The organism is Streptomyces sp. NBC_00057, from assembly GCF_045041165.1.
Classification (GTDB): domain Bacteria; phylum Actinomycetota; class Actinomycetes; order Streptomycetales; family Streptomycetaceae; genus Streptomyces.
Genome location: NZ_CP108256.1, coordinates 5434666 through 5460020 on the forward strand (window position 1 = coordinate 5434666; position 25355 = coordinate 5460020).

The 25355-nt window shown below is 70.3% G+C and carries 25 protein-coding genes and 1 pseudogene; 16 read left to right on the top strand and 10 right to left on the bottom strand.

The features are described 5' to 3' along the window. The first annotated feature begins 334 nt into the window (after positions 1–334). On the top strand, positions 335–544 hold the full coding sequence (locus tag OG953_RS25620; protein ID WP_405687148.1) for a hypothetical protein: 210 nt from the start codon (positions 335–337) through the stop codon (positions 542–544). Positions 545–619: 75 nt separating this feature from the next. Here the strand turns inward: OG953_RS25620 and OG953_RS25625 are convergent, their stop codons facing one another. Together OG953_RS25625 and OG953_RS25630 are read right to left on the bottom strand one after the other, a co-directional pair. Next, complete coding sequence (locus OG953_RS25625; RefSeq protein WP_405687150.1) at positions 620–886, bottom strand: DUF397 domain-containing protein; 267 nt, start codon at positions 884–886, stop codon at positions 620–622. Further along, a complete protein-coding gene (locus tag OG953_RS25630) occupies positions 883–1752 on the bottom strand; it encodes a helix-turn-helix domain-containing protein (protein ID WP_405687152.1) in 870 nt (289 codons plus the stop codon). Before OG953_RS25630 ends, OG953_RS25625 begins: the two co-directional genes overlap by 4 nt. Before the next feature lie 93 nt (positions 1753–1845). Between OG953_RS25630 and OG953_RS25635 the strand changes: the two genes are divergently transcribed. From OG953_RS25635 to OG953_RS25645, 3 genes are all read left to right on the top strand, one after another. Continuing rightward, positions 1846–2322, top strand: coding sequence for an ATP-binding protein (locus tag OG953_RS25635; protein ID WP_405687154.1), 477 nt, complete (start codon positions 1846–1848; stop codon positions 2320–2322). A gap of 425 nt (positions 2323–2747) precedes the next feature. Next, positions 2748–3563 carry an SAM-dependent methyltransferase gene (locus tag OG953_RS25640; RefSeq protein ID WP_405687156.1) on the top strand — a complete coding sequence of 272 codons (816 nt, stop codon included), beginning with the start codon at positions 2748–2750 and terminating at the stop codon, positions 3561–3563. Between the two features lie 55 nt (positions 3564–3618). Next, positions 3619–4770 carry a serine hydrolase domain-containing protein gene (locus OG953_RS25645; protein ID WP_405687158.1) on the top strand — a complete coding sequence of 384 codons (1152 nt, stop codon included), beginning with the start codon at positions 3619–3621 and terminating at the stop codon, positions 4768–4770. 27 nt (positions 4771–4797) lie between these two features. On the opposite strand, the gene OG953_RS25650 is transcribed toward OG953_RS25645, so the two are convergent. Next, positions 4798–5277, bottom strand: a complete 480-nt coding sequence (locus tag OG953_RS25650; protein WP_405687159.1) for a GNAT family N-acetyltransferase — start codon at positions 5275–5277, stop codon at positions 4798–4800. A gap of 50 nt (positions 5278–5327) precedes the next feature. Between OG953_RS25650 and OG953_RS25655 the strand changes: the two genes are divergently transcribed. Continuing rightward, positions 5328–6143: an exodeoxyribonuclease III gene (locus OG953_RS25655; RefSeq protein ID WP_405687161.1), complete on the top strand. Its 816-nt coding sequence runs from the start codon at positions 5328–5330 to the stop codon at positions 6141–6143. An 86-nt stretch (positions 6144–6229) separates the two neighbouring features. Here the strand turns inward: OG953_RS25655 and OG953_RS25660 are convergent, their stop codons facing one another. Then, a complete protein-coding gene (locus tag OG953_RS25660; protein WP_405692058.1) occupies positions 6230–6880 on the bottom strand; it encodes a MerR family transcriptional regulator in 651 nt (216 codons plus the stop codon). Between the two features lie 168 nt (positions 6881–7048). Between OG953_RS25660 and OG953_RS25665 the strand changes: the two genes are divergently transcribed. The 4 genes from OG953_RS25665 to OG953_RS25680 all read left to right on the top strand — a co-directional run bounded on the left by OG953_RS25665 (position 7049) and on the right by OG953_RS25680 (position 10689). Continuing rightward, on the top strand, positions 7049–8572 hold the full coding sequence (locus OG953_RS25665; RefSeq protein WP_405687163.1) for a flavin-containing monooxygenase: 1524 nt from the start codon (positions 7049–7051) through the stop codon (positions 8570–8572). Then, a complete protein-coding gene (locus OG953_RS25670) occupies positions 8569–9519 on the top strand; it encodes an alpha/beta fold hydrolase (protein WP_405687164.1) in 951 nt (316 codons plus the stop codon). Before OG953_RS25665 ends, OG953_RS25670 begins: the two co-directional genes overlap by 4 nt. After that, positions 9516–10409 (top strand): SDR family oxidoreductase, encoded by an 894-nt coding sequence (locus tag OG953_RS25675; RefSeq protein ID WP_405687165.1) that lies wholly within the window; start codon positions 9516–9518, stop codon positions 10407–10409. The genes OG953_RS25670 and OG953_RS25675 overlap by 4 nt, the downstream gene beginning before the upstream one ends. 85 nt (positions 10410–10494) lie before the next feature. Next, positions 10495–10689: a hypothetical protein gene (locus tag OG953_RS25680; protein ID WP_405687167.1), complete on the top strand. Its 195-nt coding sequence runs from the start codon at positions 10495–10497 to the stop codon at positions 10687–10689. Between the two features lie 212 nt (positions 10690–10901). Here OG953_RS25680 and OG953_RS25685 read toward each other — a convergent pair whose 3' ends face one another. From OG953_RS25685 to OG953_RS25700, 4 genes and pseudogenes are all read right to left on the bottom strand, one after another. Continuing rightward, positions 10902–11933 (bottom strand): threonine/serine dehydratase, encoded by a 1032-nt coding sequence (locus OG953_RS25685; protein WP_405687169.1) that lies wholly within the window; start codon positions 11931–11933, stop codon positions 10902–10904. A 155-nt stretch (positions 11934–12088) separates the two neighbouring features. After that, complete coding sequence (locus OG953_RS25690) at positions 12089–12292, bottom strand: DUF397 domain-containing protein (RefSeq protein ID WP_405687170.1); 204 nt, start codon at positions 12290–12292, stop codon at positions 12089–12091. Continuing rightward, a pseudogene (locus OG953_RS25695) lies at positions 12273–12419 on the bottom strand (XRE family transcriptional regulator); the annotation flags it as partial. The pseudogene OG953_RS25695 and the gene OG953_RS25690, both read right to left, overlap by 20 nt. 62 nt (positions 12420–12481) lie before the next feature. After that, the gene (locus OG953_RS25700; RefSeq protein ID WP_405687171.1) at positions 12482–15775 is read right to left on the bottom strand and encodes a S41 family peptidase; all 3294 of its coding nucleotides are present in this window, start codon (positions 15773–15775) and stop codon (positions 12482–12484) included. A 170-nt stretch (positions 15776–15945) separates the two neighbouring features. Here OG953_RS25700 and OG953_RS25705 point away from each other — a divergent pair, with 170 nt between their 5' ends. Both OG953_RS25705 and OG953_RS25710 read left to right on the top strand, forming a co-directional pair. After that, positions 15946–16518, top strand: a complete 573-nt coding sequence (locus OG953_RS25705; protein WP_405687172.1) for a TetR/AcrR family transcriptional regulator — start codon at positions 15946–15948, stop codon at positions 16516–16518. A gap of 119 nt (positions 16519–16637) precedes the next feature. After that, the gene (locus OG953_RS25710; protein WP_405687174.1) at positions 16638–18881 is read left to right on the top strand and encodes an MMPL family transporter; all 2244 of its coding nucleotides are present in this window, start codon (positions 16638–16640) and stop codon (positions 18879–18881) included. 170 nt (positions 18882–19051) lie between these two features. Here OG953_RS25710 and OG953_RS25715 read toward each other — a convergent pair whose 3' ends face one another. Further along, the gene (locus tag OG953_RS25715) at positions 19052–19417 is read right to left on the bottom strand and encodes an SsgA family sporulation/cell division regulator (protein ID WP_405687175.1); all 366 of its coding nucleotides are present in this window, start codon (positions 19415–19417) and stop codon (positions 19052–19054) included. 183 nt (positions 19418–19600) lie between these two features. Here OG953_RS25715 and OG953_RS25720 point away from each other — a divergent pair, with 183 nt between their 5' ends. The 5 genes from OG953_RS25720 to OG953_RS25740 all read left to right on the top strand — a co-directional run bounded on the left by OG953_RS25720 (position 19601) and on the right by OG953_RS25740 (position 24216). Beyond that, complete coding sequence (locus tag OG953_RS25720) at positions 19601–20659, top strand: energy-coupling factor ABC transporter permease (protein ID WP_405687176.1); 1059 nt, start codon at positions 19601–19603, stop codon at positions 20657–20659. A gap of 1 nt (position 20660) precedes the next feature. Beyond that, a complete protein-coding gene (cbiQ, locus tag OG953_RS25725) occupies positions 20661–21422 on the top strand; it encodes a cobalt ECF transporter T component CbiQ (protein WP_405687178.1) in 762 nt (253 codons plus the stop codon). Beyond that, on the top strand, positions 21419–22189 hold the full coding sequence (locus tag OG953_RS25730) for an energy-coupling factor ABC transporter ATP-binding protein (RefSeq protein ID WP_405687180.1): 771 nt from the start codon (positions 21419–21421) through the stop codon (positions 22187–22189). The genes cbiQ and OG953_RS25730 overlap by 4 nt, the downstream gene beginning before the upstream one ends. Positions 22190–22255: 66 nt before the next feature. Then, on the top strand, positions 22256–23419 hold the full coding sequence (locus OG953_RS25735; protein WP_405692060.1) for a serine hydrolase domain-containing protein: 1164 nt from the start codon (positions 22256–22258) through the stop codon (positions 23417–23419). After that, complete coding sequence (locus OG953_RS25740) at positions 23416–24216, top strand: SDR family NAD(P)-dependent oxidoreductase (RefSeq protein ID WP_405687182.1); 801 nt, start codon at positions 23416–23418, stop codon at positions 24214–24216. Before OG953_RS25735 ends, OG953_RS25740 begins: the two co-directional genes overlap by 4 nt. A 50-nt stretch (positions 24217–24266) precedes the next feature. Here OG953_RS25740 and OG953_RS25745 read toward each other — a convergent pair whose 3' ends face one another. Next, positions 24267–25172, bottom strand: coding sequence for a helix-turn-helix transcriptional regulator (locus OG953_RS25745; protein ID WP_405687184.1), 906 nt, complete (start codon positions 25170–25172; stop codon positions 24267–24269). Positions 25173–25355: the final 183 nt, after the last annotated feature.

Genomic DNA, 25355 nt, shown 5'->3' on the forward strand with positions numbered 1-25355 from the left:
GCAACATCCGCCACATCACTCGCCGCGAGCGCTGCGGTTCGAACCGGCCGGACCGTGAGCGGCCCCGTCGCGGGACCCGGTCGGCGCGACTTAACCGCCGTCGAGCCGGGCATCAAGCTGGTTTCGGACATTACCTACCTGCCCATGCTGGCTGGCTGGTGATATTGAGCCTCGGTCCTCGACCTGACCACGCGCGAGGTGGTCGGGTACAGGATGGCCGAGCACCACCGTGCCGAGATGGTTGTGGACGCGCTGAAGATGGCCGCCGGCCGCAGTGGCCGTATGAGTGTGACCTCCGGGGCAGGCGGCCGTCGCCGACCCGGATGTACGCGAGGTGGCGCGCGTCAACGACGAGGCGAACTTCGGTGAAGTCTTCGACGAGGTCTTCGCCAACAAGGTGGAGGAGCGCGTGGGCCTCATCACTGACCTCGGCAAGCGGTACTTCGCCCTGGACAAGGGCTTCCGGTCCTCCCTCAACCGCAGCGCCCGCCGCGCGGCGTGGCGGATGATCCGCCGTGAGGAGGGCGTGGACGAAGCGGCCTGACGGCCGGGGCCCGGACGCACTCGTGGGACCTGTCGCCAGTGGTGCGCGGCAGGTCCCACGGGGGTTGAGTACGGCTCAGGCCGAACGGTCGGCGGCAAGCCCGACGAACCCGGCCCAGGCTTGGGGGGCGACGGTCAGGATCGGGCCAGCGGGGACCTTGGAGTCCCGGATGTGTACGGCTCCGGTGGCGTTGGCCACCTCCACGCACTCCCCGCCATTGCCAGTGCTATAGCTGCTCTTGAACCAAGCAACCTCTACACAGTCGCCCCCCTCAGCACCGCTGTAGCTGCTCTTGAACCACGCAAGTTCCGGAGCTGCGACCGAGGTCTCTGCGATGTTCATAGCTCTCCCAGCAACTTCTCGACGAATCTCAGGGTCTCGCGCGGAGTAAGAGCCTGGGACCGGATGATCCCATAGCGCGCGGCCGCGAGACGGACCTCTTCGCGATCCGTCAGCAGGCTACTTCGCCCTTGGACCTCCATGTACGTGAGCTGCTCTCCACCCTTGCGCGTGATGACTGTGAACGGGCCATCCACGCCTGCATTGTCCTCACGGTCGAGGGGCATGACCTGGATCTCGACATTGCGCTTCTGACCGATGAGCAGCAGCTGTTCGAGCTGCCCTCGCAGGACCACAGTCCCGCCAAGTGGCCTACGCAGAGCGGTCTCTTCAAGTACGAAGCTGAGCAGCGGCGCAGGCCAGCGGTTGAAGATCTCCTGCCGAGCGAGACGGCCTGCCACTCGCAACTCGATCGTCTCCTCGTCCAGCAGCGGGCGCCGCATTGCGAGCAAGGCTCGCGTGTACTCCTCCGTCTGCAATAGTCCCTTGATCACGTGCGTGTCATAGGCGCATAGCTCGACCGCCTCCGCCTCCAAGCGCGCCATATCCCGGAAGAAGGCCGGGTACTGCGCCCGCCCCACCTCCTCCTTCAGTGCCTTGAGCACGCCTCCGGCACCCAGTACCTCGTCCGCCTGGTCGATGAACGTCGGCGGCGGGATACGCCGCCCCTGCTCGAAGGACGCGACCGACTGCCCCGCGTAGCCCACGCGCTTCCCGAACTCGGGCCGCTCCAGCCCCGCTCTCATCCTCAGCAGCTTCAACTGCCGCCCGAACGCAGTCACCACGCCCGAGCCCGGCTCGTCCTCCGGCCGCTTCCCCGAATCCCCCGCAACCGCCTCGTCCTGCGTCATCGCCACTGCCTGTTCCATGCACGTACACGCCGTACGGCCGCCGCGTACAACCACCCCGCGACGGCGCGTCACTCCTGGTCACGCTACGCCACTGAGCGGCAACGTGAAGGCATGAACAGCGACCAGTCACCCCTCCCCGTGCGTCCCGTCCGTCCCGTCCGTCCCGCCCAACCCCGCTTCCCCTGGCACCACTTCACCATGCGGTTCAGCTCCACCCCACGCGGTGCCCGACTCGCCCGACGCCTGGCCGGGGAACGCCTCGACGCCTGGGGCATCGCTTACGGAAGCGACGCCCACGACGAGTTGACGCTGATCGTGGCGGAACTCAGCGCGAACGCCGTACGCCACGGGCGCGTACCCGGACGCGACTTCCGCCTCCGGCTCTCCGCCGAGGGCGCGACCCTGCGCGTGGAGGTCACCGACTCACGCGGCGAGAGCATCCCCGCCCTCACGGAACCGTCGAACGACCTGGATGCAGGCCGCGGCCTCCTCCTGGTGGCTGCGCTCACGGACCGCTGGGGCTGGTATCCGTGCGTCGACGGACCGGGCAAAACGGTGTGGGCCGTACTGGACGTGGGGCCGTCGTAGGGGCTCATCCACTCACGTGGCCGCCCCGCCCTGCCGGCCTGGAACCAGATCCACCGCGCCGGGCTGCGGATGACGAAGGAACAGGTCGCCGCGTTCACCGAGGAGTACCAGGTGCTGCTGCACAAGTACGCGAGCGAGCCCGGTTAACACCCGCCGGGCGCAGGCCAGATGGCCGTACGCCTGATGGTGCTGCCCGATGACGGCCGCGGCGCCGCGCCACTGGCCGACGACGGGTGAGGGCGGGGACCGCCGTGCGAGGCCGCAGAGCGTTCGTCGGCAGTTCCCCGGTGCCCGGGGCGGGACGGTGCGGGCGGGGCCAACTACGCTGGCACTGCTCGCCCGTTCCGTGGCTCCTGCCAGGGGTGCTCCCGTGTCGGTCCGGGTTTCTCAGCTGCTCGTGATTTCACCGTACGGAGGAGTGTCCTGTGACGGCCGGAATACCCAGGCCTCAGATCGACGCCAGCAAGCCCCACCCCGCGCGCGTCTACGACTGGCTGCTCGGCGGCAAGGACAATTACCCGGTCGACCAACAGGTGGGGGAGACACTGCCCGAGGAGGCGCGGGGCAACGCGGCGCGGAACCGGGCCTTCATGCACCGGGCCTCCGCCTGGCTGGCGCTGGGCGGGATCGACCAGTTCCTCGACATCGGCACCGGCATCCCCACGGCGCCCAATCTGCACCAGGTCGTCCAGGCCATCACACCGACCGCCCGGATCGTCTACGCGGACAACGACCCGATAGTCCTGCGCCACGCGGAAGCGTTGCTGATCAGCAGCTCACAGGGTGCCACCGACTACATCCACGCGGATGTACGGCAGCCGAAGGCGATCCTCGAACACGCCCGTGAGCGGCTGGACTTCAGCAGGCCCATCGCGCTGTCCCTGATCGCCCTGATGCACTTCCTGCCCGACGACCAGGACCCGTACGGCATCACCCGCACCCTGGTCGACGCCCTGCCCGCGGGCAGCTTCCTGGTGCTCTCGCACGGCACGGCCGACCAGCATCCCGAGCTCCGGCAGGAGACCGAGACCGCGTACAGGAAGGGGGCGATCCCGCTGCGGATGCGTACCCGAAGCGAGGTCGAGCCCTTCTTCGACGGCCTGGACCTCGTCGAGCCCGGGCTGGTGTTCGCCACGGAGTGGTACCAGGAGGAGCCCGCACCGGTGCGGGAACGCAGCGGCTTCTACGTGGGTGTCGGGCGGGTGCGCCGATCCGGGGGGAGTGATGTCCGGGACCGATGAGTCCGGGGCGGTGCGGCAGTCCTAATTCTGAGCGCACTGGCGAGAGGGTGGACCGATGAGCACTCTGCACGACCTCTTGGAGAAGCATGTCGGCGGCGGGGCGGCGCCGGGAGCCGTGGGCCTGGTCGCCCGTGGTGACCGGGTCGAGGTGACGGCGGTCGGCTCCGCCGATGCGGACGGCACGGCCCCGATGGCCAGGGACTCGATCTTCCGCATCGCATCCCTCACCAAGCCCGTCATCGCCGCGGCCGTCATGATGCTGGTCGAGGACGGCCGGATCGCGTTGGACGACCCGGTCGGGCAGTGGCTGCCGGAACTGGCGGCACCGAACGTGGTCCGCACCCCGGCCTCCCCGGTCGACGACGTGGTCCTGGCTGCCAGGGCGATCACGGTGGCCGATCTGCTCACCTTCCGGGCCGGGTGCGGCTTCCCGTCCGACTTCTCGCTGCCGGTGGTCGGACTGCTGTTCAGCGAGCTGAAACAAGGACCGCCGCAGCCCCGGCTCATCGAGGCGCCGGACGCGTGGATGGCCACCCTGTCCCGCATTCCGCTGCTGCACCAGCCGGGCGAGGCCTGGCTGTACAACACCTGCTCCGACATCCTGGGCGTGCTGATCGCCAGGGTCTCGGGCCGGCCGTTGCCCGAGTTCCTGGCCGAGCGACTGTTCGCGCCGCTGGGCATGGCCGACACCGGATTCGCGGTACCGGCCGACAAGCTCGACCGGTTCACCAGCTACTACCGGACCGACCCGGAGGGCGGCGGTCTCCAACTGGTCGACGCGCCCGACGGGCAGTGGAGCAGCGTGCCGGCGTTTCCGTCCGGTGCCGGCGGACTGGTCTCGACCGTGGACGACTGGTACTCCTTCGCCCGGATGCTGCTCGCCGAGGGCAGTGCCGACGGACAGCGGGTGCTGTCGGCCGAGTCGGTGCGGCAGATGACCACCGACCATCTGACGCAGGCGCAGCGTGACGACAGCACGCTGTTCCTGGAGGGGCAGGGCTGGGGCTTCGGCGGCTCGGTCGATGTCGAGGCCATCGACCCCTGGAACGTACCGGGACGCTACGGCTGGGTGGGCGGCACCGGTACGGCGGCGCACCTCACCCCGTCCACCGGCACGGTCACCGTCCTGCTCACTCAGCTGGAAATGGCCGGACCGACCCCGCCCGCGGTGATGCGGGAGTTCTGGCGGTACGCGGCCGAGGCCTGAGGCCTGTCCGCGGCCGCCACCCGCGGACTACTGCAGCGGCTTCGCGAGGCAGATGCTGTTCTCGTACGTGCGGTAGTGGCCGAACTTCTCGCACGGGCTGTAACCGCTCGACGTGTACAGCGCGATCGCCTCGGGCTGCTTGTCCCCGGTCTCCAGCACCATGCGACTACGGCCCGCCGCCCGCGCGTCGGCCTCCAGGGCGGCCAGGATGCGGCGCGCCAGCCCGTTGCCGCGGCCTTCGGGTATCACGAACATCCGCTTGATCTCGGCGTCTCCGTCGGAGTAGCCCTCGTCGTTCTGCTCCTGGGAGCGCCAGCCGCCGGTGGCGACCGGGCGGTCCTGCGCATCGTAGGCGAGGAGATACAGACCGTTCGGCGGCTCGAACATCGACGCGTCGAGCGGTGTGACATCGCCCTCGTCGCCGTATCGCTCGGCGTATTCGAGCTGCACCTGGTCGTTGAGTTCGACGGCATCGGCGTGATCGAAGGGCCGAGAGTGGATATTCATGCGGGAAATGGTACAGGTATGCGCCCACTGTCTGTCGGTATCGTGCCGTAATGCTCACTGTGACCAGCGTCAATGTAAATGGGCTCCGCGCCGCCGCCAAGAAGGGCTTCGTCGAGTGGCTGGCCGGGACCGAAGCCGATGTGATCTGCCTGCAGGAGGTGCGGGCCGAGCCGCAGCAGCTGCCCGACGGGGTGCGCGACCCCGAGGGCTGGCACACCGTGCACGCACCGGCCGCCGCCAAGGGGCGGGCCGGCGTCTCCCTCTACACGAGGCGGGCGCCCGAGCGCGTGCAGATCGGGTTCGGCGGCTTCGGGGACGCCGGGAGCGAGGAGTTCGACGCGAGCGGCCGCTATATCGAGGTCGACCTGCCCGGTGTCACGGTCGCGAGCCTGTATCTGCCCTCCGGCGAGGTCGGCACGGAGAAGCAGGACGAGAAGGAACGGTTCATGGCCGCGTTCCTCCCGTATCTGAAGGGCCTCAGGAAGCGGGCGGCGGCCGACGGCCGTGAGGTCGTGGTGTGCGGCGACTGGAACATCGCCCACCAGGAGGCCGACCTGAAGAACTGGAAGGGCAACAAGAAGAACTCCGGCTTCCTCCCCGAGGAGCGGGAGTGGCTGACCCGGGTCTTCGACGAGGCGGAGTACGTCGATGTCGTGCGGGCGCTGCACCCGGAGGAGGAGGGGCCGTACTCGTGGTGGTCCTACCGCGGGCGGGCCTTCGACAACGACACGGGCTGGCGGATCGACTACCAGGTGGCGACGCCGGGGCTGGCCGGGCGTGCGGTGAAGGGCTGGGTCGAGCGGGCTGCGACGCACGGCGAGCGGTGGAGCGACCATGCGCCGGTGACGGTGGTCTTCGACCTGTAGGGCGTGCGGGGGCGCGCTGATCAGGAGCCCTCCGTCAGGCGTGTTCAGGGGCGCGGGGCAGGTGGCGGGGGCCTTGGCCCGTCCCGTCAGGAGGCGGGTCCCCGCGGCGGGCGGTCGGTGTTCTCGCGGCGCAGGCGGCGGTCCAGGGCCATGGAGAGCTCGGCGTCCACCACCGCGCGGGCCAGCGGGCGCAGTTGGGGCGGTTCCGTTCCGTCGCTGTGGGCTTCGAGGACGCTGACGAAGAGTTCGGCGAGCGCGTCCGCGTGCTCGCGGACCCGGCGGCCGGCCGAGAGCACCGTGGCGAGCGGTACCCCTTCCCGTACCAGCTCCGCCGATACATCCAGGAGGCGTCGGCTGATGTGGACGATCTCGTCGCCGTCGGTGGCGAGATAGCCCAGGTCGAGGGCGGCGGCCAGATTCTCCGGGGTGACCTCGCCCTCGAAGTAGTCCGCGAGCTGTTCGGGGGTGAGGCGTACCGGGGTCTCCTCGGTCGGTTCGCCCAGGCCCAGCACCTCGGCGACATCGCGGCCGCTCTCGAAGGTGCGGGCGAGATCGGCGATGCCGGTGAGGGTGTGGCCACGCTCCAGCAGGCCCGCGATGGTGCGCAACCGGGCCAGGTGGTGGTCGTCGTACCAGGCGATGCGCCCCTCGCGCCGGGGTGGCGAGATCAGGCCGCGCTCCCGGTAGAAGCGCACGGTCCGCACGGGGATGCCGGCCTCCTTGGCCAGCTCTTCCATCCGGTATTCACGGTGCTCGCGTCCTTCAGCCACACCCGCACCCTATGTTGTACCGCCGGTAACTTTCCCTCGTCTCCCCCCTACCCATCGGTACGGAGCTGTTCTACTCTCCCAACAATGCCAGTGATTGCTGGCGGAGTCGTGTGGCGTACCGCGGGAGGCGGCAGCATGGCCCAACACGAGCACGTACGAGTGGCGGTGATCGGATCCGGATTCGGGGGCCTCGGGGCCGCGGTCCGGCTGCGCCGCGAAGGCATCACGGACTTCGTCGTCCTGGAACGGGCCGACTCCGTCGGCGGCACCTGGCGCGACAACAGCTATCCGGGCTGCGCCTGCGACGTACCGTCCCATCTCTACTCGTTCTCGTTCGCCCCCAACCCCGAGTGGCCGCGCACCTTTTCCGGGCAGGAGCACATCCGTGCCTACCTGGAGCATGTCGCGGACACCTTCGGGCTGCGCCCGCACATCAGGCTGGGCCATGAAGTGAAGATGATGCGTTGGGAGCGCGACGAGCTCCACTGGGTCATCGAGACCGCGGGCGGGGCCACGTTCACCGCCGATGTCGTCGTCTCCGCGACCGGCCCGCTCTCCGACCCGAAGATGCCGGACATACCCGGGCTCGACGGCTTCCCCGGCAAGGTCTTCCACTCGGCCCGCTGGGACCACGACTACGACCTGACCGGCAAGCGCGTCGCGATGATCGGCACCGGAGCCTCCGCCATCCAGATCGTGCCCTCGATCCAGCCGAAGGCTGCCGAGCTGACGCTCTTCCAGCGCACCCCGCCATGGGTCATGCCGCGCATGGACCGCAGGATCAGCGGCGCCGAGCGCTGGCTGCACCGCACGCTCCCCTTCACCGGTACCGCGCGCCGCGGACTGCTCTGGGGCATAAGGGAGTTGCAGGTCAGCGCCTTCACCAAGCGCCCGAACGAGCTGGGCCCGGTCGAGGCGATAGCCAAGTCCAACATGGCGCGGTCCATCAAGGACCCGGCGCTGCGGGCCAAGCTGACCCCCTCGTACCGCATCGGCTGCAAGCGCATCCTGCTCTCCAGCGCCTACTACCCGGCGCTCGCCCAGCCCAATGTGGAGGTGGTCGCCTCCGGTCTGGCCGAGGTGCGCGGCTCCACGGTCGTCGCCTCCGACGGTACGGAGGCCGACGTCGACGCGATCATCTTCGGCACCGGCTTCCATGTGACCGACATGCCGATCGCCGACCGGGTGGTGGGCGCGGAAGGCATCACGCTCGCAGAATCCTGGAAGGACGGCATGCAGGCGCTGCGCGGTGCGAGCGCGTCCGGCTTCCCCAACTGGATGACGATCATCGGCCCCAACACGGGGCTCGGGAACTCCTCGATGATCCTCATGATCGAGTCCCAGCTGAACTACATGGCCGACTATCTGCGCCGGCTGAACGTGCTGGGCGGCCGTGTCGCACTCGACGCGCGGGCCTCTGCGGTCGGGTCCTGGAACCGCCGGGTGCAGGAGCGGATGAAGCGCACCGTGTGGAACACCGGCGGTTGCAACAGCTGGTACCTGGACGCCAACGGTCGCAACACGACGGTCTGGCCGGGCACCACCTCCGAATTCCGCAAGGGGACGCGGTCGGTCGATCTCGAGGAGTACGAGGTCGTCCGGGCACCGAAGCAGGCCGCTGCCCCCGAGCGGCCCGTCGTCGAGGAGATCGTGGGATGAGCCGGCTGCTGCGGCGCGACGACGCCCCGCCGGTCCCCGCGCGCGAACTGACCGCGATCTCCGCCGACGGCGCCCGGATCCGTGTCGAGGTGTACGGGCAGGACGGCGCCCCCGCGGTGGTCCTGTCGCACGGCTGGACCTGCAACACCCATTTCTGGACCGCGCAGATCCGGGACCTTGCGGTGGACCACCGGGTCGTCGTCTACGACCAGCGGGGCCACGGCCGTTCGCCCGCGGTCGGCCGCGACGGGTACAGCACAAGCGCCCTCGCCGACGACCTCGAAGCGGTGCTGGCCGTCGCCCTCGAACCGGGCGAGAAGGCCGTGCTCGCCGGGCACTCCATGGGTGGGATGACGATGATGGCCGCCTCGCGGCGGGCCGGGCTGCGCGAGCACGCGGCGGCCGTACTTCTGTGCAGCACCGGCAGTTCGCGGCTGATCGCCGAGTCGCTGGTGGTGCCGTTGCGGGCCGGGGCCGTCCGTACCCGGATGACCCGCGCGATTCTCGGGGCGCGTGCCCCGCTGGGGCCGGTCACACCGGTCTCCAGGCGGATACTCAAGTACGGCACGATGGGGGCGGGTTCGGCACCCGAACGGGTCGAGTTCTGCGCCAGGATCGTGCACGCGTGCCCGCGGGCGGCCAGAGTCGCCTGGGGGCATGTCCTCGCGGAGCTCGATCTCGATGCGGGGGTACGGGAGTTGCGAGTTCCCACGGCGTTGATCGCGGGCACGGAGGACCGGCTGACGCCGCTCGTGCACGCCCGTGCCATCGCGGCGGCGCTGCCCGACTGCCTGGGGCTCACCGAGCTGGCGGGTATGGGCCACATGACACCGGTGGAGGCGCCGGAGACGGTCGCCGCGAAGATCCGGGAGCTCGTCACCGCGTACGTCCCGGCGGGCGGCGCGGACGGTGTGGACGGTACGGCCGAGAAGGAGGATGTCGCATGAGCGACAGGCGGAGTCTCGAAGGACAGGTCGTCGTCGTCACGGGCGCGGCGCGTGGCGTGGGCGAACTGCTGGCGCGCAAGCTCTCGGCGCGCGGAGCCAAGCTCGCGCTGGTGGGCCTGGAACCGGACGAGCTGAAGAAGGTCTCCGAGCGGCTGCACTCGGAGAGCGACCACTGGTTCGCGGATGTCACCGACCACGAGGCGATGGCGCGCGTCGTCGAGCAGGTCAAGGAGCGGTTCGGGAAGGTCGACGTCGTCGTCGCCAACGCCGGAGTCGCGTCGGGCGGTCCGTTCGTCGACTCGGACCCGGAGGCGTGGCGCCGGGTCATCGAGGTCAATCTGATCGGCGGCGCGGTGACGGGGCGGGCCTTCCTGCCGGTGCTCATGGAGAGCCGCGGGTACTTCCTGCAGATCGCCTCGCTCGCGGCGATGACGCCGGCGCCGATGATGACCGCGTACTGCGCGTCCAAGTCGGGCGTGGAGGCGTTCGCGCACAGCCTGCGGGCCGAGGTCGGCTACCGCGGGGTGAAGGTCGGGGTCGGCTATCTGTCCTGGACCGACACGGACATGGTGCGGGGCGCCGACCAGGACGACGTGATGCGGGAACTGCGGCAGCGGCTGCCCCGGCCGTCGAACCGTACGTATCCGCTGGGCCCGGCGGTCGACCGGATCGTGGCCGGTATCGAGCGGCGGTCGGCGCATGTGTACGCGCAGTGGTGGCTGCGCGGGATGCAGTCCGTGCGGGGATACCTCCCCGCGGTGATCGGTGTCGTCGGACAGCGCGAGATGCGGCGGTTCGGGGCGCGGCTGGAGGGCGTGAGCAAGGGACTCGTGGGCGCAGGAGGCGCGGCGGATCAGGATGCGCGGGCGGTGCGTACGCAGAGTAAGTGATCGAAATGCGATGAATGTCGGGGCGTGTAACTCTGGTCGAGGCCGTTACAGGCCGTCCCCCACGCACCCACTAGGAGTGAACAGCATGGGTATCGCAGACCAGTTCAAGGACAAGGCGCAGGAGCTCGCCGACCAGGCGAAGAGCAAGCAGAGCGAGGGTCGGAACGAGAGCCGGGAGCGGACGCAGGGCGCGTCCGAGCGGGCCTCGAAGACGTCGCAGCAGGGCCGTAACAAGGCCCAGCAGACGACGCAAGACGTCCGCGACGAGTACGACCGCTGACGCGTTTCGCGACTCTGCGCGTTGTCCGTGAGGGGCGTGCCCGGGTGACCGGGTGCGCCCCTTGCGCGTGGCGCCATGCCGCTCCGGCATCCGCGGCTGGCCGTCACGCGAGCAGCTACCCGGCCGGCCATTCCCCTGTGCGGGCAGACCTGACGCCGTGTCGGCTGCCGCGCTTCGGCTCAGCTGTCTGTAGCCTGTCCGGCGACCGGAGGTCAGCTCCCGGCCGGGTGCACCAGATCGCTCGGGTCGGTGTTCGCCCCGCACAGCACGACGGCGACTCGCTCGCCGCTGCCCGGCCGGTAGCCGAGGCTCGGCGCTGTCGGCCCGGTCGGGAGGTCCGGGGCGGTGAGCGCGGCCAGTGCGGTGGCGGCGGCGTGCTCGACGGCGACGCGGCGGTGGTCCCACAACTCCTGGCGGGCGCGGACGATTTCGCCGTCCGGTACCAGGACGGAGCGGACGTCGTCCCGGCGGGCGGCGTCCAGGGCCAGCGCGGTGGCGCGGCGGGCGCCGAGGGCGTCGATGGCGACCGAGTCGACGGGAACGTCGACCGGGTGACCGGCCTCGATGGCGGCGTTCAGCGCCCGGCAGTTCTCCGGCTCGACGGCGACCGTGCGGATTCCGTGGTGCTGGGCGGCGGTGGCGACACCGGCGAACAGGCCGCCGCCGCCGACCGAGACCACCACGGTGTCCAGACCGGGGATCCGGGCGTGGATCTCCTCCAGCAAGGTGCCGGCCCCGGCGGCGATCAGCGGGTGATCGTAGGCGTGCGCGGCGAGCGCGCCGGACGAGGCGGCGAACTCCTCGCACGCTTCGAGGGCTTCGGCGTACTCCGCGCCGACCACCCGCACGTCCGCCCCGAAGTCGCGCAGCTTGGCCACCTTCACCGCCGGGGCGACGGTCGGCAGGAACACCGTGGCGCGCACGCCCTGCTGCTGGGCGGCCCACGCGCAGGCCAGCCCGGCGTTGCCGCCGGAGGCGATGGTCACCCCCGCGCCCGGCAGGGTGCCGGCCTCGCGGTGGGCCTGGATGAAGTTCTGCGCGCCGCGCGCCTTGAAGGAGCCGGTGTGCTGCATGAACTCCAGCGCGAACCAGACCTCGCAGGGCTCCTCGGACCGGGCGCCGAGGGGACCGCGGTGTGCCGTGCGGATCGTTCCCTGGTCGACGGGGGCGACGGTGACCGGGCGGACGTGTCCGGCGATCCGGTCGGTGGCGGCCTTGATGTCGTCGTACGTGAGCTGGTGCACGTCGTTGCTCCTGCCGAGAGAGGTTCACGGCCGGGCGACGAGCCGGCCGGTGGTGGTGGGGCGAGGAAGTACGCGAAGGCGATCCGCCGCCCGCCCGCGATCCGTTCCCTCGCGTGGTGGGACGCCCACAGACCCGGCGGCGAACGGCGCGGCGGTCAGGACGCCTTGACGGCCTCGACGAACGGTGTCCGGGCGGACGCGGGGATGACGAGCGCCGGGCCTTCGGGGCGCTTGGAGTCGCGGACGGGGACGATGCCGGGGTGGCCGTCCGCGACTTCGAGGCAGTCGCCGCCACTGCCGTTGCTGTAGCTGCTCTTGCGCCGGGTCGCCATGCTGAGGTCAAGGTCGATGCTGGCCATGCCGGTACTCCTCAGCCGCCTTTTCGATCAGGGCGAGGGACACCTCCGGCGGCAATGCGGCGGCCCTCAGCCGATCGTATGTCTTGCGGTACTGCATCACGAGTGCCGGATCGTCGATGGCGGGGCCGACGCCGGAGTCGACCCGACGCGCTGAGCAGCGGTGTGCGGTGTGCCGCCGCGGTGGTCCTTCTACCGTGGTGGCAAGGGCGGACGCCGCCGGTCCGGGACCGACTCGTAGGTCGGAGGGGTTGCCGCCGGGTGCGCTTCCAGGAGGTCCAGCGCCACCCGCACCGCGTCGTCCAGTACCGCGTACCGGCCCTCGGCCCAGTCGAGCGGGGTGCGCAGGGCCTCCAGGTCCGGTTCGACGCCGTAGTTCTCGACCGTCCAGCCGTATGTGTCGAACCAGGCCGCGTTCATCGGCACCGTGATCACCGTGCCGTCGCCCAGTCGGTGCCGGCCGGTCATGCCGACCACGCCGCCCCATGTCCGCTGGCCCACCACCGGGCCCAGTTTCAGCAGGCGGAACACGGCGGTGATCATGTCGCCGTCGGAGGACGTCGCCTCGTCGGCCAGGGCGACCACCGGGCCCCGGGGGGCGTTGGAGGCGTAACTGACCGGCTGGGCGTTGCGGGTCAGGTCCCAGCCGAGGATCGTGCGGGTGAGCTGCTCGACCACCAACTCGCTGATGTGGCCGCCCGCGTTGCCGCGTACGTCGACGATCAGGGCCGGGCGGGAGACCTCCATGCGCAGGTCCCGGTTGAACTGGGCCCAGCCCGAGCCGCCCATGTCGGGGATGTGCAGATACCCGCACTTGCCGCCGCTCAACTCCCGTACGACTTCACGGCGTTTGGCCACCCAGTCCTGGTAGCGCAGAGGCCGTTCGTCGACCAGGGGGACAACCGCGACCCGGCGGGAGTGGCCCTCGCTGTCGGACGGGCGAAAGGTGAGTTCTACCGTAGTGCCGCCTGCTGCGGAGAGGAGGGGGTACGGGCCCGTCACCGGGTCGACCGGGCGGCCGTCGACATGGGTGAGGGCCGCGCCCTCCCGGATGCCCGTACCGGCCAGCGGGGAACGGGCCTTGGAGTCGGAGGAGTCGCCGGGCAGGATGCGCCGGATCGTCCAGTCGCCGTCCCGGCACACCAGGTTCGCGCCGAGCATCCCGATCGCCCGCTGGTAGTGCGGCGGGCCCTCGTTGCGCCGGGCCGGGGCCACGTACGCGTGCGAGGTGCCCAGTTCGCCCAGGACCTCGCGCATCAGATCGGCGAACTCGTCGGGGGAGGCGACCCGTTCGACCAGCGGGCGGTACTGGTCGAGCACGCCGTCCCAGTCGATGCCGCACATGTCCGGTTCCCAGAAGTGCGAGCGGATGATGCGGCCGCCCTCCCCGTACGCCTGCCGCCACTCGGCCCCCGGGTCGACCTCGTGCAGGATGCGGCGCAGGTCGATGTAGACCGTCGAGTCGCTGTCGCCGGTCTCGGTGGCGGGGACGGCGCGCAGCTCGCCCTCGTCCATGACGACCAGCCGCGTCGCGTCGCCGCTGACCGCGAACCGGTCCAGATGGCCGACGAGTTCGGTCTTCCTGGCCTTGGAGATGTTGAAGTGTTCGAGCGTGGGGCGGCCCGACATGTCCGCCGGGTTGGCGAACGTCTCGCCGAGCGCGCCCGAGATCGGCCAGCGCAGCCAGACGAGGCCGCCACCACTGACCGGATGAAGGGCCGAGTACTTCGACGCGGAGACCGGGAACGGTGTCACCCGGTTCTCCAGGCCCTCGAACTCGACCGTGACCGTGGACGGCCCCTCGCCCGTACCGGCCTCGACGACGACGTCGTCGGCCGGGTCGAGACCGCCCGCCGCCGGGCGGCCCTCCGGCGACAGGGCGAACGGGGAGGGCGTGGCCGAGGAGAGCGGCACCAGATACGGGCGGCAGCCCAGCGGGAAGGAAAGGTCCCCGGTGTGGACGTCGTACACCGGGTCGAAACCGCGCCAGGAGAGGAAGGCGAGGTAGCGTCCGTCGCCCGTGAAGACGGGATTCTCGTCCTCGAAGCGGCCGTTGGTGACATCGACGATCACCGGAGCGCCGGACCCCAGGATGCGCGCCAGTTTGATCTGGCGCAGCGAACGGCCGATCCCGGGGTGCGACCAGGTCAGCCAGGCGCCGTCCGGCGAGAACGCCATGTCCCGGACCGGGCCGTTGACGGAGCGGATCAGTTCGGTGGGTTCGCCGGTGGATTCCTCCTCGTCCGTGTCCAGGAGCAGCAGCCGCCCGTCGTTCGTGGCGATCGCCAGGCGCTCGCCGTCCGGGTCGGCGATCAGCTCCTGGACCCTGCCGACCTGTCCGGAGGCCAGCCGGCGCGGTTCGCGGTCGCCGCTGGCGCGCGGCAGGTAGGCGATCTCGATCGCGTCCTCGCCGTCCGCGTCCGTGACGTAGGCGACCTGGCCGCCGCTGCCGAGCATCTCGGGCAGCCGGACCCGGACCCCCGGGGTGCCGGAGATCGTCCGGGCGGGGCCGTCGCGGTGGGTGAGCCAGTACAGGCTGCCGCGTACGGACACGGCGCTGGCCCGGCCCGTCTCGTCCACGGACAGCGAGTCGACATTGCTGGCGGCCGGCACCTGGTACGTACGCCGTCCGGCACGCGGACCGCCGAGCCGTACCTCCAGCTTCCGTGGCACCGCGTCCGGTGACTCCAGGTCGTCCACCAGCCACACATCGCCCGCGCACTGGTAGACGACCCGGCTGCCGTCGCTGGACGCGTGCCGGGCGTAGAAGGCGTCGTGATCCGTGTGGCGGCGCAGATCGCTGCCGTCGGGCAGGCAGGAGTACAGATTGCCGACGCCCTCGTGGTCGGAGAGGAACGCGATCCGGCCGCCGACGAACATGGGCGAGTCGAGGTGGCCGCCGATGTCCGGGAGCAGCCGTTCGCCGTGCAGCCACAGCCGCCCCATCGCGCCGCCCCGGTACCGCTTCCAGGAGGCCGGTTCGTGCGGTGGTTTGCCGGTGAGCAGCAGGGTGCGCCGCTCGCCGTCGATGTCGGAGACCGCGATGTCGGAGACCGGCCCCCAGGGCAGCTTGCCGCCGGGGCTTCCGTCCGTGGGGAGGCCGTAGGCCCAGGAGACGTACGAGAACGGCTGGTTGTGCGAGGACACGGCGAGGATCTGGGCGGCGTCGCCCGGATCGGGGGTCCAGCCGCAGACCCGGGCGTCCGTCGACCCCCAGTAGGTGAGCCGGCGCGCCGGGCCGCCTTCGACCGGCGCGAGATGGATCTCGGGGTCGAGGCTGCGCCAGGTCGTGTACGCGATACGGCTCCCGTCGGGGGAGAACCGCGGGTGGCCGACTCTGGTCCGGTCGACGGTCACCCGCCACGCGCGGCCGGGCCGCTGCCCCTCGGCCGCGAGGGGAGCGACCCAGAGGTCGTCCTCGGCCGCGAAGCAGAGCAGATCCTCGTGGAGGTGCGGGAAACGGAGATACGCGACGTCGTCACTCACCCTCCAATGCTTTCCGCGCTGGAGAGCCCCGGCAACTTGTGGTGCGGAACACAAGCGAAACGATTTCGTTTCGCTGGGCGGGCGGAGTAGCGTCGATGTGTACGAAACAGTTTCGTTCGATTGACTCTGTACGGGAGTCGCGAACGGAAGCGCGAACAGGAGGTCGACACATGGCGCGCACCCGGCTCACGCCCGAGCGCGAGAGCGAGCTGTACGGCGCCGTGCTCGACCTGCTCCGCGAGGTCGGCTACGACGCCCTGACCATGGACGCCGTCGCCGCCCGCACCCGTTCCAGCAAGGCCACCCTCTACCGCCAGTGGGGGAGCAAGCCCGAGCTGGTCGTCATGGCCCTGCGGCACGACAAGCCGGTGTCCCTCGCAGAGATCGACACCGGATCGCTGCGCGGCGACTTCCACGCCGCACTGAGCCGTTCCGACGACTGCCAGATGGAGAAGGACTCCGCGCTGATGCGGGGCCTGAGCCATGCCGCCCACGACAATCCCGATCTGCTCCAGGCCCTGCGCGAACTGCTGATCGAGCCGGAGATGACCGGCCTCGACACACTGCTGCGCCGAGCCGTGGACCGGGGTGAACTGCGTCCGGACCATCCGGCGCTGAAATATGTATCGCACATGCTGATCGGTGCCTTCACCGCTCGGCAGCTGGTCGAGGGCCGCCCCGTCGACCAGGCGTTCCTCGCCGACTACGTCGACTCCGTGATTCTCCCCGCACTCGGAGTCTGACCCCTCCCGTCCCCTTCGCGCCGCCCCTCCCCAAGCCCCACCTGACACGCCGCTCTCGTCGTCGGGCCGGTTCCTCACGCCCTTTTCCACTCACACGACCTGACCGGGAGTACGCCTCCGTGGCCACATTCCTCTACAAGCTCGGACGGCTCGCCTTCCGGCGCCGCCGCTACGTCGCCCTGATCTGGGTGGCACTGCTGGCACTCGCCGGAATCGGCGCGGCCTCCGCGTCCACCGCCGCCTCCAGCTCCTTCTCGATCCCGGGTACGGAGGCGCAGAAGGCCTTCGACCTGCTGGAACAGCGCTTCCCCGGCAGCAGCGCCGACGGCGCGACCGCACGGGTCGTCTTCAAGGCCCCCGACGGCCAGAAGATGACGGACCCGGCGAACAAGGCCGAGGTGAACAAGATCGCCGGCGAGCTGAAGTCCGGCTCGGACCAGATCGCCTCGGTCACCGACCCGTACACCGTCGACGCCGTCAGCAGGGACGGCTCCACGGCGTACATCTCCGTGTCCTACAAGGTCAACACGATGGAGCTGACCGATGCGACCCGGGACGCCCTGAAGGATGTGGGCCACACGGCGCAGAAGAGCGGGATGACCGTGGAGATCGGCGGTGACGCGCTCCTGGTGATTCCGGAGATCGGGGTCACCGAGATCATCGGTGTCGCGATCGCCGCGGTGGTGCTGGTCATCACCTTCGGCTCGCTCATCGCCGCCGGACTGCCGCTGCTCACCGCCCTGATCGGGGTCGGGATCGGGGTCTCGACGATCACGGCACTGGCGAACGTACTCGACCTGGACTCCACCACCGCCATTCTCGCGATGATGATCGGCCTCGCGGTCGGCATCGACTACGCGCTGTTCATCGTCTCCCGCTACCGCGCCGAGCTGGCCGAGGGTCGGGAGTGCGAGGAAGCGGCCGGACGGGCCGTCGGCACGGCCGGTTCCGCGGTTGTCTTCGCCGGTCTCACGGTCGTCATCGCGCTGGGCGGCCTCGCCGTCGTGAACATCCCGATGCTGTCGAAGATGGGCTTCGCCGCGGCCGGCACGGTCGTGATCGCCGTCCTCATCGCGCTCACCCTGGTCCCGGCCTTGATGGGCTTCGCGGGAAAGCGCGTCATGGGACGCAAGGTCCGCAAGGCCGCCGACGCTTCCGACCGGCCCGAGGCGAAGCCGAACATGGGCACCCGCTGGGCGCGGTTCGTGCTGCGCAGGCCGGTGTGGGTGCTGCTGGCCGGAGTCATCGGCCTCGGTGCGATCGCCGTACCCGCCGCATCCCTGGAGATGGGCCTGCCCGACGACGGCTCCCAGCCCACCAGCACCACCCAGCGGCGCGCCTACGACCTGCTCTCCGAAGGCTTCGGCCCCGGCTTCAACGGGCCGCTGATGGTTGTCGTCGACACCGCGGACAGCTCCGACGGCAAGACCGCGGTCAAGCAGGTCTCCGACGAGATCGCGGGCATCCCGGGCGTCGTCGCCGTCACCCCGGCCCAGTTCAACAAGGCCGGCGACACCGCGATGATCACCGTCGTCCCGAAGGACCGGCCGAGCTCCACCGAGACCGAGAACGTGGTCCACGCGATCCGTGACACGGGCAAGGACATCAAGTCCGACACCGGCGCCGAGGTCCTGGTCACCGGCGCCACGGCGATGAACATCGACTTCTCGCAGAAGATGAACGACGCACTGCTGCCCTACCTGGCGCTCGTCGTCGGCCTGGCCTTCCTGCTGCTGATGGTGGTCTTCCGGTCGGTGCTGGTGCCGCTGAAGGCGGCCCTCGGCTTCCTGCTCTCGGTCGTCGCGGCCCTGGGCGCGGTCGTCGCGGTCTTCCAGTGGGGCTGGCTCGGCTCGCTCTTCGGTGTGGAACAGCCCGGCCCGATCATGTCCATGATGCCGATCTTCTTGGTGGGTGTGGTCTTCGGCCTCGCCATGGACTACGAGGTCTTCCTCGTGACCCGGATGCGGGAGGCGTACGTCCACGGCGAGAAGCCCGGCCAGGCGATCGTCACCGGCTTCAACCACGGCGCCCGGGTCGTCACGGCCGCGGCCGTGATCATGATGGCGGTCTTCGCCGGCTTCATCGGCTCCAGCGAGCAGATGATCAAGATGATCGGCTTCGGGCTCGCCATCGCCGTCCTCTTCGACGCGTTCGTCGTCCGGATGGCGATCGTGCCCGCGGTTCTCGCCCTGCTCGGCAAGCGTGCCTGGTGGCTGCCGCGCCGGCTGGACCGCCTCCTGCCGAACGTGGACGTGGAGGGTGAGGGGCTGCGCAAGGAGCTCGGCGAGACGCCCGAGGGCGGTACCGGCCGCGACGGACACGGCGGTGACGCCGGGGGTGAGCGTGAGCTGACCCGCGTCTGAGCCGGGCCCTGCCCGAGTCCGAGCCGCACGGCCGGGCCGTAGAGCCTCCGGGGTCCGCGTCTGAGCGGAGCGCGGCCCAGGATGCGCCGGTTACCTGTGGGGACGGGGGCCGGGGCCATGACAGAAGCCCCCGTGCGAGCGGCACGGGGGCTTCTGTCGTGCGTGTGGTGTCATGCGTGCGTGTGTGTCATGGGTGCGGGACCGGCGGGGTTCTCGTCGTGTGTGCGGTGCAGAAAACGGATCAGTGGCGCGTTGTCGAACTGAACCACCTCCACGCCTTCCTTCGAGCGGAGCTCCACGACCACCTGCGTCCGTCCGCACGGCCACACCCGGATGCCGCCGCGCTCGGCGGGGGAGCGCAGTCCGCGTTCGAGCAGGTCGCGGCCGAACGCCCAGTCGATGCCGCCGGGGAAGGCGACATGGACGGTACGCGGGTCGTCGTCGGCGTCGTACAGCAGGTCGACCGGCACCGCCGGCAGGTCAGGGGTGTCATTGACGAGCCAGGCCTCGGCCTGCTCATGGATCACGGGGGGCATGGGCCGACTCCTCCTGTGCATTCTGCTTCGTCATCCAATGTCGCATATTTTCAGATATGGGCACGGCGAGCGGCCAGCTGTGACATTCCCGCTCTTGCGATGTGTTTGCAACAAGGCCCTATCATCGAACGGTTCACGACACCGTCCGCGGCAACGCAGGATCGCAGGAAGCGGAGCCTCCCCATGCATGTACCCGACGGATTCATCGACGCACCCGTCTCCGCCGCCGCTGGAGTCGTCGCCGCGGGTGCCGTCGCCGTCAGCCTGCGGGGCGCCCGCCGCGAACTCGATGAACGCACCGCTCCGCTCGCCGGCCTGGTCGCCGCGTTCATCTTCGCCGTACAGATGCTGAACTTCCCGGTCGCGGCGGGCACCAGCGGGCATCTGCTGGGCGGTGCGCTCGCCGCGATCCTGGTCGGGCCCTACACGGGGGTGCTCTGCATCTCCGTCGTACTGCTCATGCAGGGCATCCTCTTCGCCGACGGCGGCCTCACCGCGCTCGGCGTGAACGTGCTCGACATGGGCATCACGACCACCGTTGTCGCGTACGCCCTCTTCCGCGGGCTGGTCCGTGTGCTGCCGCGCACCCGTCGCTCCATGACGGCCGCGTCCTTCGTCGCCGCTCTGGTCTCCGTACCGGCTGCGGCCTGTGCGTTCACGTTCATCTACTGGATCGGCGGCACCACCGACATACCGATCGGCCAGGTCTTCACCGCCATGGTCGGGGTCCACGCACTGATCGGTATCGGCGAAGCCGTGATCACCGCTCTGACCGTCGGCGCCGTCGTCGCCGTACGTCCCGATCTGGTCCACGGCGCCCGCGGACTCACCGCCCCGCTCAAGCTCCGGGTCGACGGCGAGCTCGTCGACGCCCCCGCCCGGCAGTCCGTCGCCCCCGTCGCCGCCCGCTCCACCCGGGGAATCTGGGCCACCGGCCTGGTCACCGCCCTCGTCCTGGCGGGCTTCGTCTCCTTCTACGCCTCCGCAGACCCCGACGGCCTGGAGAAGGTCGCCGCCGACCAGGGCATCGACAAGAAGACCGAGGAGCACGCCGCCAAGGACTCCCCGCTCGCCGACTACGGCGTCAAGGACGTCTCCGACGCCCGGATCTCGGGCGGCCTCGCCGGAGTGATCGGTGTCGGTGCCACGATCGTGGTCGGCAGCGGAGTCTTCTACGTGGTCCGCCGCCGCCGCACGCCGGACGCGCCCGTCGGCACCCCACGCACCGAGGAGACCGTCTGACATGGGCGCCGGACATGCGCACAGGCTCTATCGGCACGGGCACTCGCCCGTCCACGACCTGCCGCCGCACTGCAAGCTCGCCGCCGCCTTCTGCTTCGTCGTGGTCGTCGTCTCGACGCCGCGCGAGGCGGTGTGGGCGTTCGCGCTGTACGCGGCACTGATCGGCGCCGTCACCGCCCTGGCCCGCATTCCCGCAGGCTTCCTGCTCAAGCGGTTGCTCATCGAGGTGCCGTTCGTCGCGTTCGCGCTGCTCATGCCGCTCGTGGTGCCCGGCGAGCAGACCCACGTCCTCGGCCTCTCCGTCAGTGTCCCCGGCCTCTGGGGCGCCTGGAACGTCCTTGCCAAGGGCACCCTCGGCGTCGCCGCGTCCGTGCTCCTCGCCTCCACCACCGAACTGCGCTCGCTGCTGCTCGGCCTCCAGCGGCTCAAGCTGCCGCCGCTGCTCGTCCAGATCGCCTCCTTCATGATCCGGTACGGCGATGTGATCACCGACGAGATGCGCCGGATGTCGATCGCCCGCCGCTCCCGCGGTTTCGAGGCGCGCGGGGTACGTCAGTGGGGTGTCCTGGCCAAATCGGCGGGCGCGCTCTTCATCAGGTCGTACGAGCGCGGCGAACGCGTCCACCTCGCGATGGTCAGCCGCGGCTACGCCGGTTCCATGCCGGTCATCGACGAGGTGACGGCCTCCAGGACCCAGTGGGCGCACGCCTCGGCACTCCCCGTACTCGCCCTCATCATCTGTCTGCTGGGATGGACCGTATGAGCATGCCCACCGCCCCCGCGCCGTCCCTGGAAGTCAGTGGCCTCGCCTACGCCTACCCCGACGGCCACCAGGCGCTCTTCGGGGTGGACCTGACGGTCGCCCGAGGCGAACGCGTCGCCCTGCTCGGCCCGAACGGAGCCGGTAAGACCACCCTCGTCCTCCACCTCAACGGCATCCTCGACGCCGGCGCGGGCACCGTCCGGGTCGCCGGTCTCCCGGTCGAGAAGCGCAACCTCGCCGAGATCCGCCGCCGCGTCGGCATCGTCTTCCAGGACCCCGACGACCAGCTCTTCATGCCCACCGTCCGCGAGGACGTCGCCTTCGGTCCCGCCGCCTCCGGGCTGCGCGGCGCCGAACTGGAGGAACGCGTCACCGAAGCCCTGCGGCAGGTCGGCATGGAGGAGTACGCGAACCGGCCGCCGCACCACCTTTCCTTCGGCCAGCGCCGCCGCGTCGCCGTCGCCACCGTCCTCGCCATGCGGCCGGAGATCCTGGTGCTGGACGAGCCGTCCTCCAACCTGGACCCGGCCTCGCGGCGCGAGCTCGCCGACATCCTGCGGTCCCTGGACGTCACCGTGCTCATGGTCACGCACGACCTGCCGTACGCCCTGGAGCTCTGCCCGCGCGCGGTCGTCCTGAGCGAGGGCGTCATCGCCGCCGATGACCGTACCCAGGATCTGCTCTGCGACGGGGAGTTGATGCGCGCCCACCGTCTGGAGCTGCCCTTCGGCTTCGACCCGCGTTCCGTGACTGTGAACATGGGGTGACCCGCCCCGCGTCCGACCTGCGACGGGATGCACCATGGGGGGATGAGCGGGAGCGCAGGAGCAGGCGTGGACGTACGGGGCACGGTGGCGGCCGGATTCGAACCGGTCCGGGATGCTTTCGTCCGTAACTTCGAGCAGCGCGGCGAACGCGGTGCGGCCGTCGCGGTCTACCGGGACGGCCGCAAGGTCGTCGATCTGTGGGCCGGTACGAGAGACGTCGACGGCGTGGAACCGTGGGCCGTCGACACCGTGCAGATCGTCCGCTCGGCGGGCAAGGGCATCGCCGCCGCCGTACCGCTGATGCTGCATCAGCGCGGCCAGGTCGACCTCGACGCCCCGGTCGGCACGTACTGGCCGGAGTTCAAGGCGGCCGGCAAGGAGCGTGTGCTTGTCCGCCACCTCCTCGCCCACCGGGCCGGCATCCCCGCCCTCGACTGCCCGCTGACCCCCTCCGAGGCGGCCGACGAGATCTCCGGGCCACAGGCCGTCGCGGCCCAGCGCCCTCAGTGGGAACCCGGCACCGACCACGGCTACCACGCCCAGACCTACAGCTGGCTCATAGGTGAACTGGTGCGCCGGGTCACCGGCCGCACCGTCGGCCGCTGGGTCGCCGAGGAGATCGCCCGCCCGCTCGGCCTGGACTTCTGGTTCGGCCTCCCGGCGGACGAGGCGCACCGGGTGGGCCGGATCGGGCCCGTCGACCCCCCGGCCGACGCGGGCAACGGCGGCGCCCTGAGGATGCGCCCCAAGCGGTCCGTCGTCGAGGCGTACCGCGACCCGGAGTCCCTCACCCGCCGCGCCTTCGGGGCCATCGACCCCCTCCCCGACGAGAACGACCCCGCCTACCGGGTGGCCGAACTCCCCGCCTCCAACGGCATCGCCACCGCCCGCGCGCTGGCCCGCTGCTACGCCGCGATGATCGGCCCGGTCGACGGCCACCGACTGTTCGCCCCGGCCACGCTCACCCTCGCCCGCACCGAGGAGTCGGCGGGCCCGGACCGGGTCCTGGTCGTCAGCACCCGCTTCGGCCTCGGCTACATGCTGCACGGCCCGGCGGCCCCGCTGCTGGCCCCCGGCTCGTTCGGCCACCCCGGCCGGGGCGGCTCGCTCGGATTCGCCGACCCCGAATCCGGTATCGCGCTGGGCTATGTGACGAACGGTCTGCAGAAGGGAGTCACCGCCGATCCCCGTGCGCAGGCCTTGGTCAGGGCAGTACGGTCGGCGCTATGACTCCTCCTCGCTCTGCTGGTTCACGGTTCGACGGTTACGGCGTACTCATCACCGGAGCGGGCCGGGGCATCGGTGCGGCCACGGCCCGTCGACTGGCCTCGGAGGGTGCGCGCGTCCTGGTCACCGACCTGGACGGCGACCGCGCCGGACACACCGCCGCGGAGATACGCGAGACGGGTGCGACGGCCGAGTCGCTGCCCTGCGACGTGGGCGACCGGGCCGTGGTCGAGGCCGCGGTGGCCCACGCCGTCGCCGCCTTCGGCTCCCTCGATGTACTGGTGAACAACGCGTACGCCTGTACCGGCGACGCCCCACTCTTCGAGGACGAGCCCGACGAGGTCTGGCAGCGCGACCTGGACATCACACTCACCGGCCCCTACCGCTGCGCCCGCGCCGCCCTCCCGCACCTGGTGGCCTCCGGCCGGGGCGCGATCGTCAACATCGGCTCGGTCAACGGCGAACAGGACTTCGGTAACCATGCCTACAGCGCGGCCAAGGCCGGTCTGGGCAGCCTGACCCGTACCCTCGCGGGCCATGCGGGACCGCGCGGCGTACGCGTCAACCTGGTCGCACCCGGCACGATCCGCACCGACGCCTGGGCGGGCCGCGACGCGGAACTGTCCCGGCTGAGCGGCCTCTACCCGCTCGGCCGGGTCGGCGAGCCCGACGACATCGCGTCCGCCGTCGCCTTCCTCGCCTCGCGGGACGCGGCCTGGATCACGGGGACGACGCTGCGCGTGGACGGCGGGCTGACCGCGGTGAACGCAGGCTTCCGCAGGGCGATCGCGCAGGAATGAGCCCGATGGCCGGCATGCCACTGCGTACGGACGTGCCGGACGGCCCCGGGTCAGTGACTGTCCCGTCGATCCGCTGGAGGCGGCGTCGGATGCGCCTGCCGCGGTGCACCTTGTACCCCGCGGGGACGCCAGGAGAGCGCTGCCAGCCTGCTCTCGGTCTCGGTACCGGGTCGCGGAATCTCGACAACGATCCGCCGCCCCGAGCGGTCGTCGACAACGAGTGCCGTCTCCTCCAATACCAACCGGCCGACCCGGGGGTGTTTCACTTCTCGCGCGGTGACGTGGTGTCGTTCGACCTCGTGCTGTTGCCACCATCGGCAGAATTCCCTGCTGTTCCGGCTCAGTTCGCCGACCAGAGTGATGAACCACGGTTCGTGGACGTACATTCCAGTGGCCGCGCGGAATTCGGCCAGCAGGGAGCGCGCACTCGGCTCCCAGTTCAGGATCAGATCGCGCAGATAGCCTCCGAAGAAAAGCCACACCAGGTGGCGATGCTCGGGAGGAATGGCGGTCGGATCTCCGTAGACATCGGTGGTGGCCCGGTTCCAGGCGAGAATGTCGAAACGGGGGCCGAGGACGAATGCCGGATGAGGTTGCTGGCTGTCCAGGATGCGCTGGAGCGTCGGGGGTACACCGTCCGTGGGAACGTCGGCGCTGGAACGCGCGTCGCCCTCGCTCGCCAGGGCGAAGAAGTAGTCACGCTCTTCGGCGCTGAGGCGCAGCGCCTCTGCCAGCGAGGTCAGAACGTGGTCGGACACCCGGATGTTCCGGGCCTGCTCGAGGGAGGAGTACCAGGAGACGCTGATGCTCGCGAGGTCTGCGACGTCTTCCCGCCGCAGGCCGGGGGTGCGCCGATGTGACGCCCGAGATGTCAGGCCGACCGCTTCCGGTTGAAGGGCCAGCCGTCGTGTCCTGAGGAAGTCCGCGAGCTCTGCTCGCCGTTGGTCGTGACTCATCCGTTGTCCCCTTTGCTGGGCGGACAGTTACGGATATTCATTACCCTACGATCCCCACTCCTAGGATAGCGGCTTTCTTGCTGCGCGCATCTGGCGTGTGTGACGCTGCTGAAAAAGGCAGCGCCGCGCTGAAGTGTGGAAAATGAATACCGCTCATCGTTCATCGTTCATCGACGGCGCGTG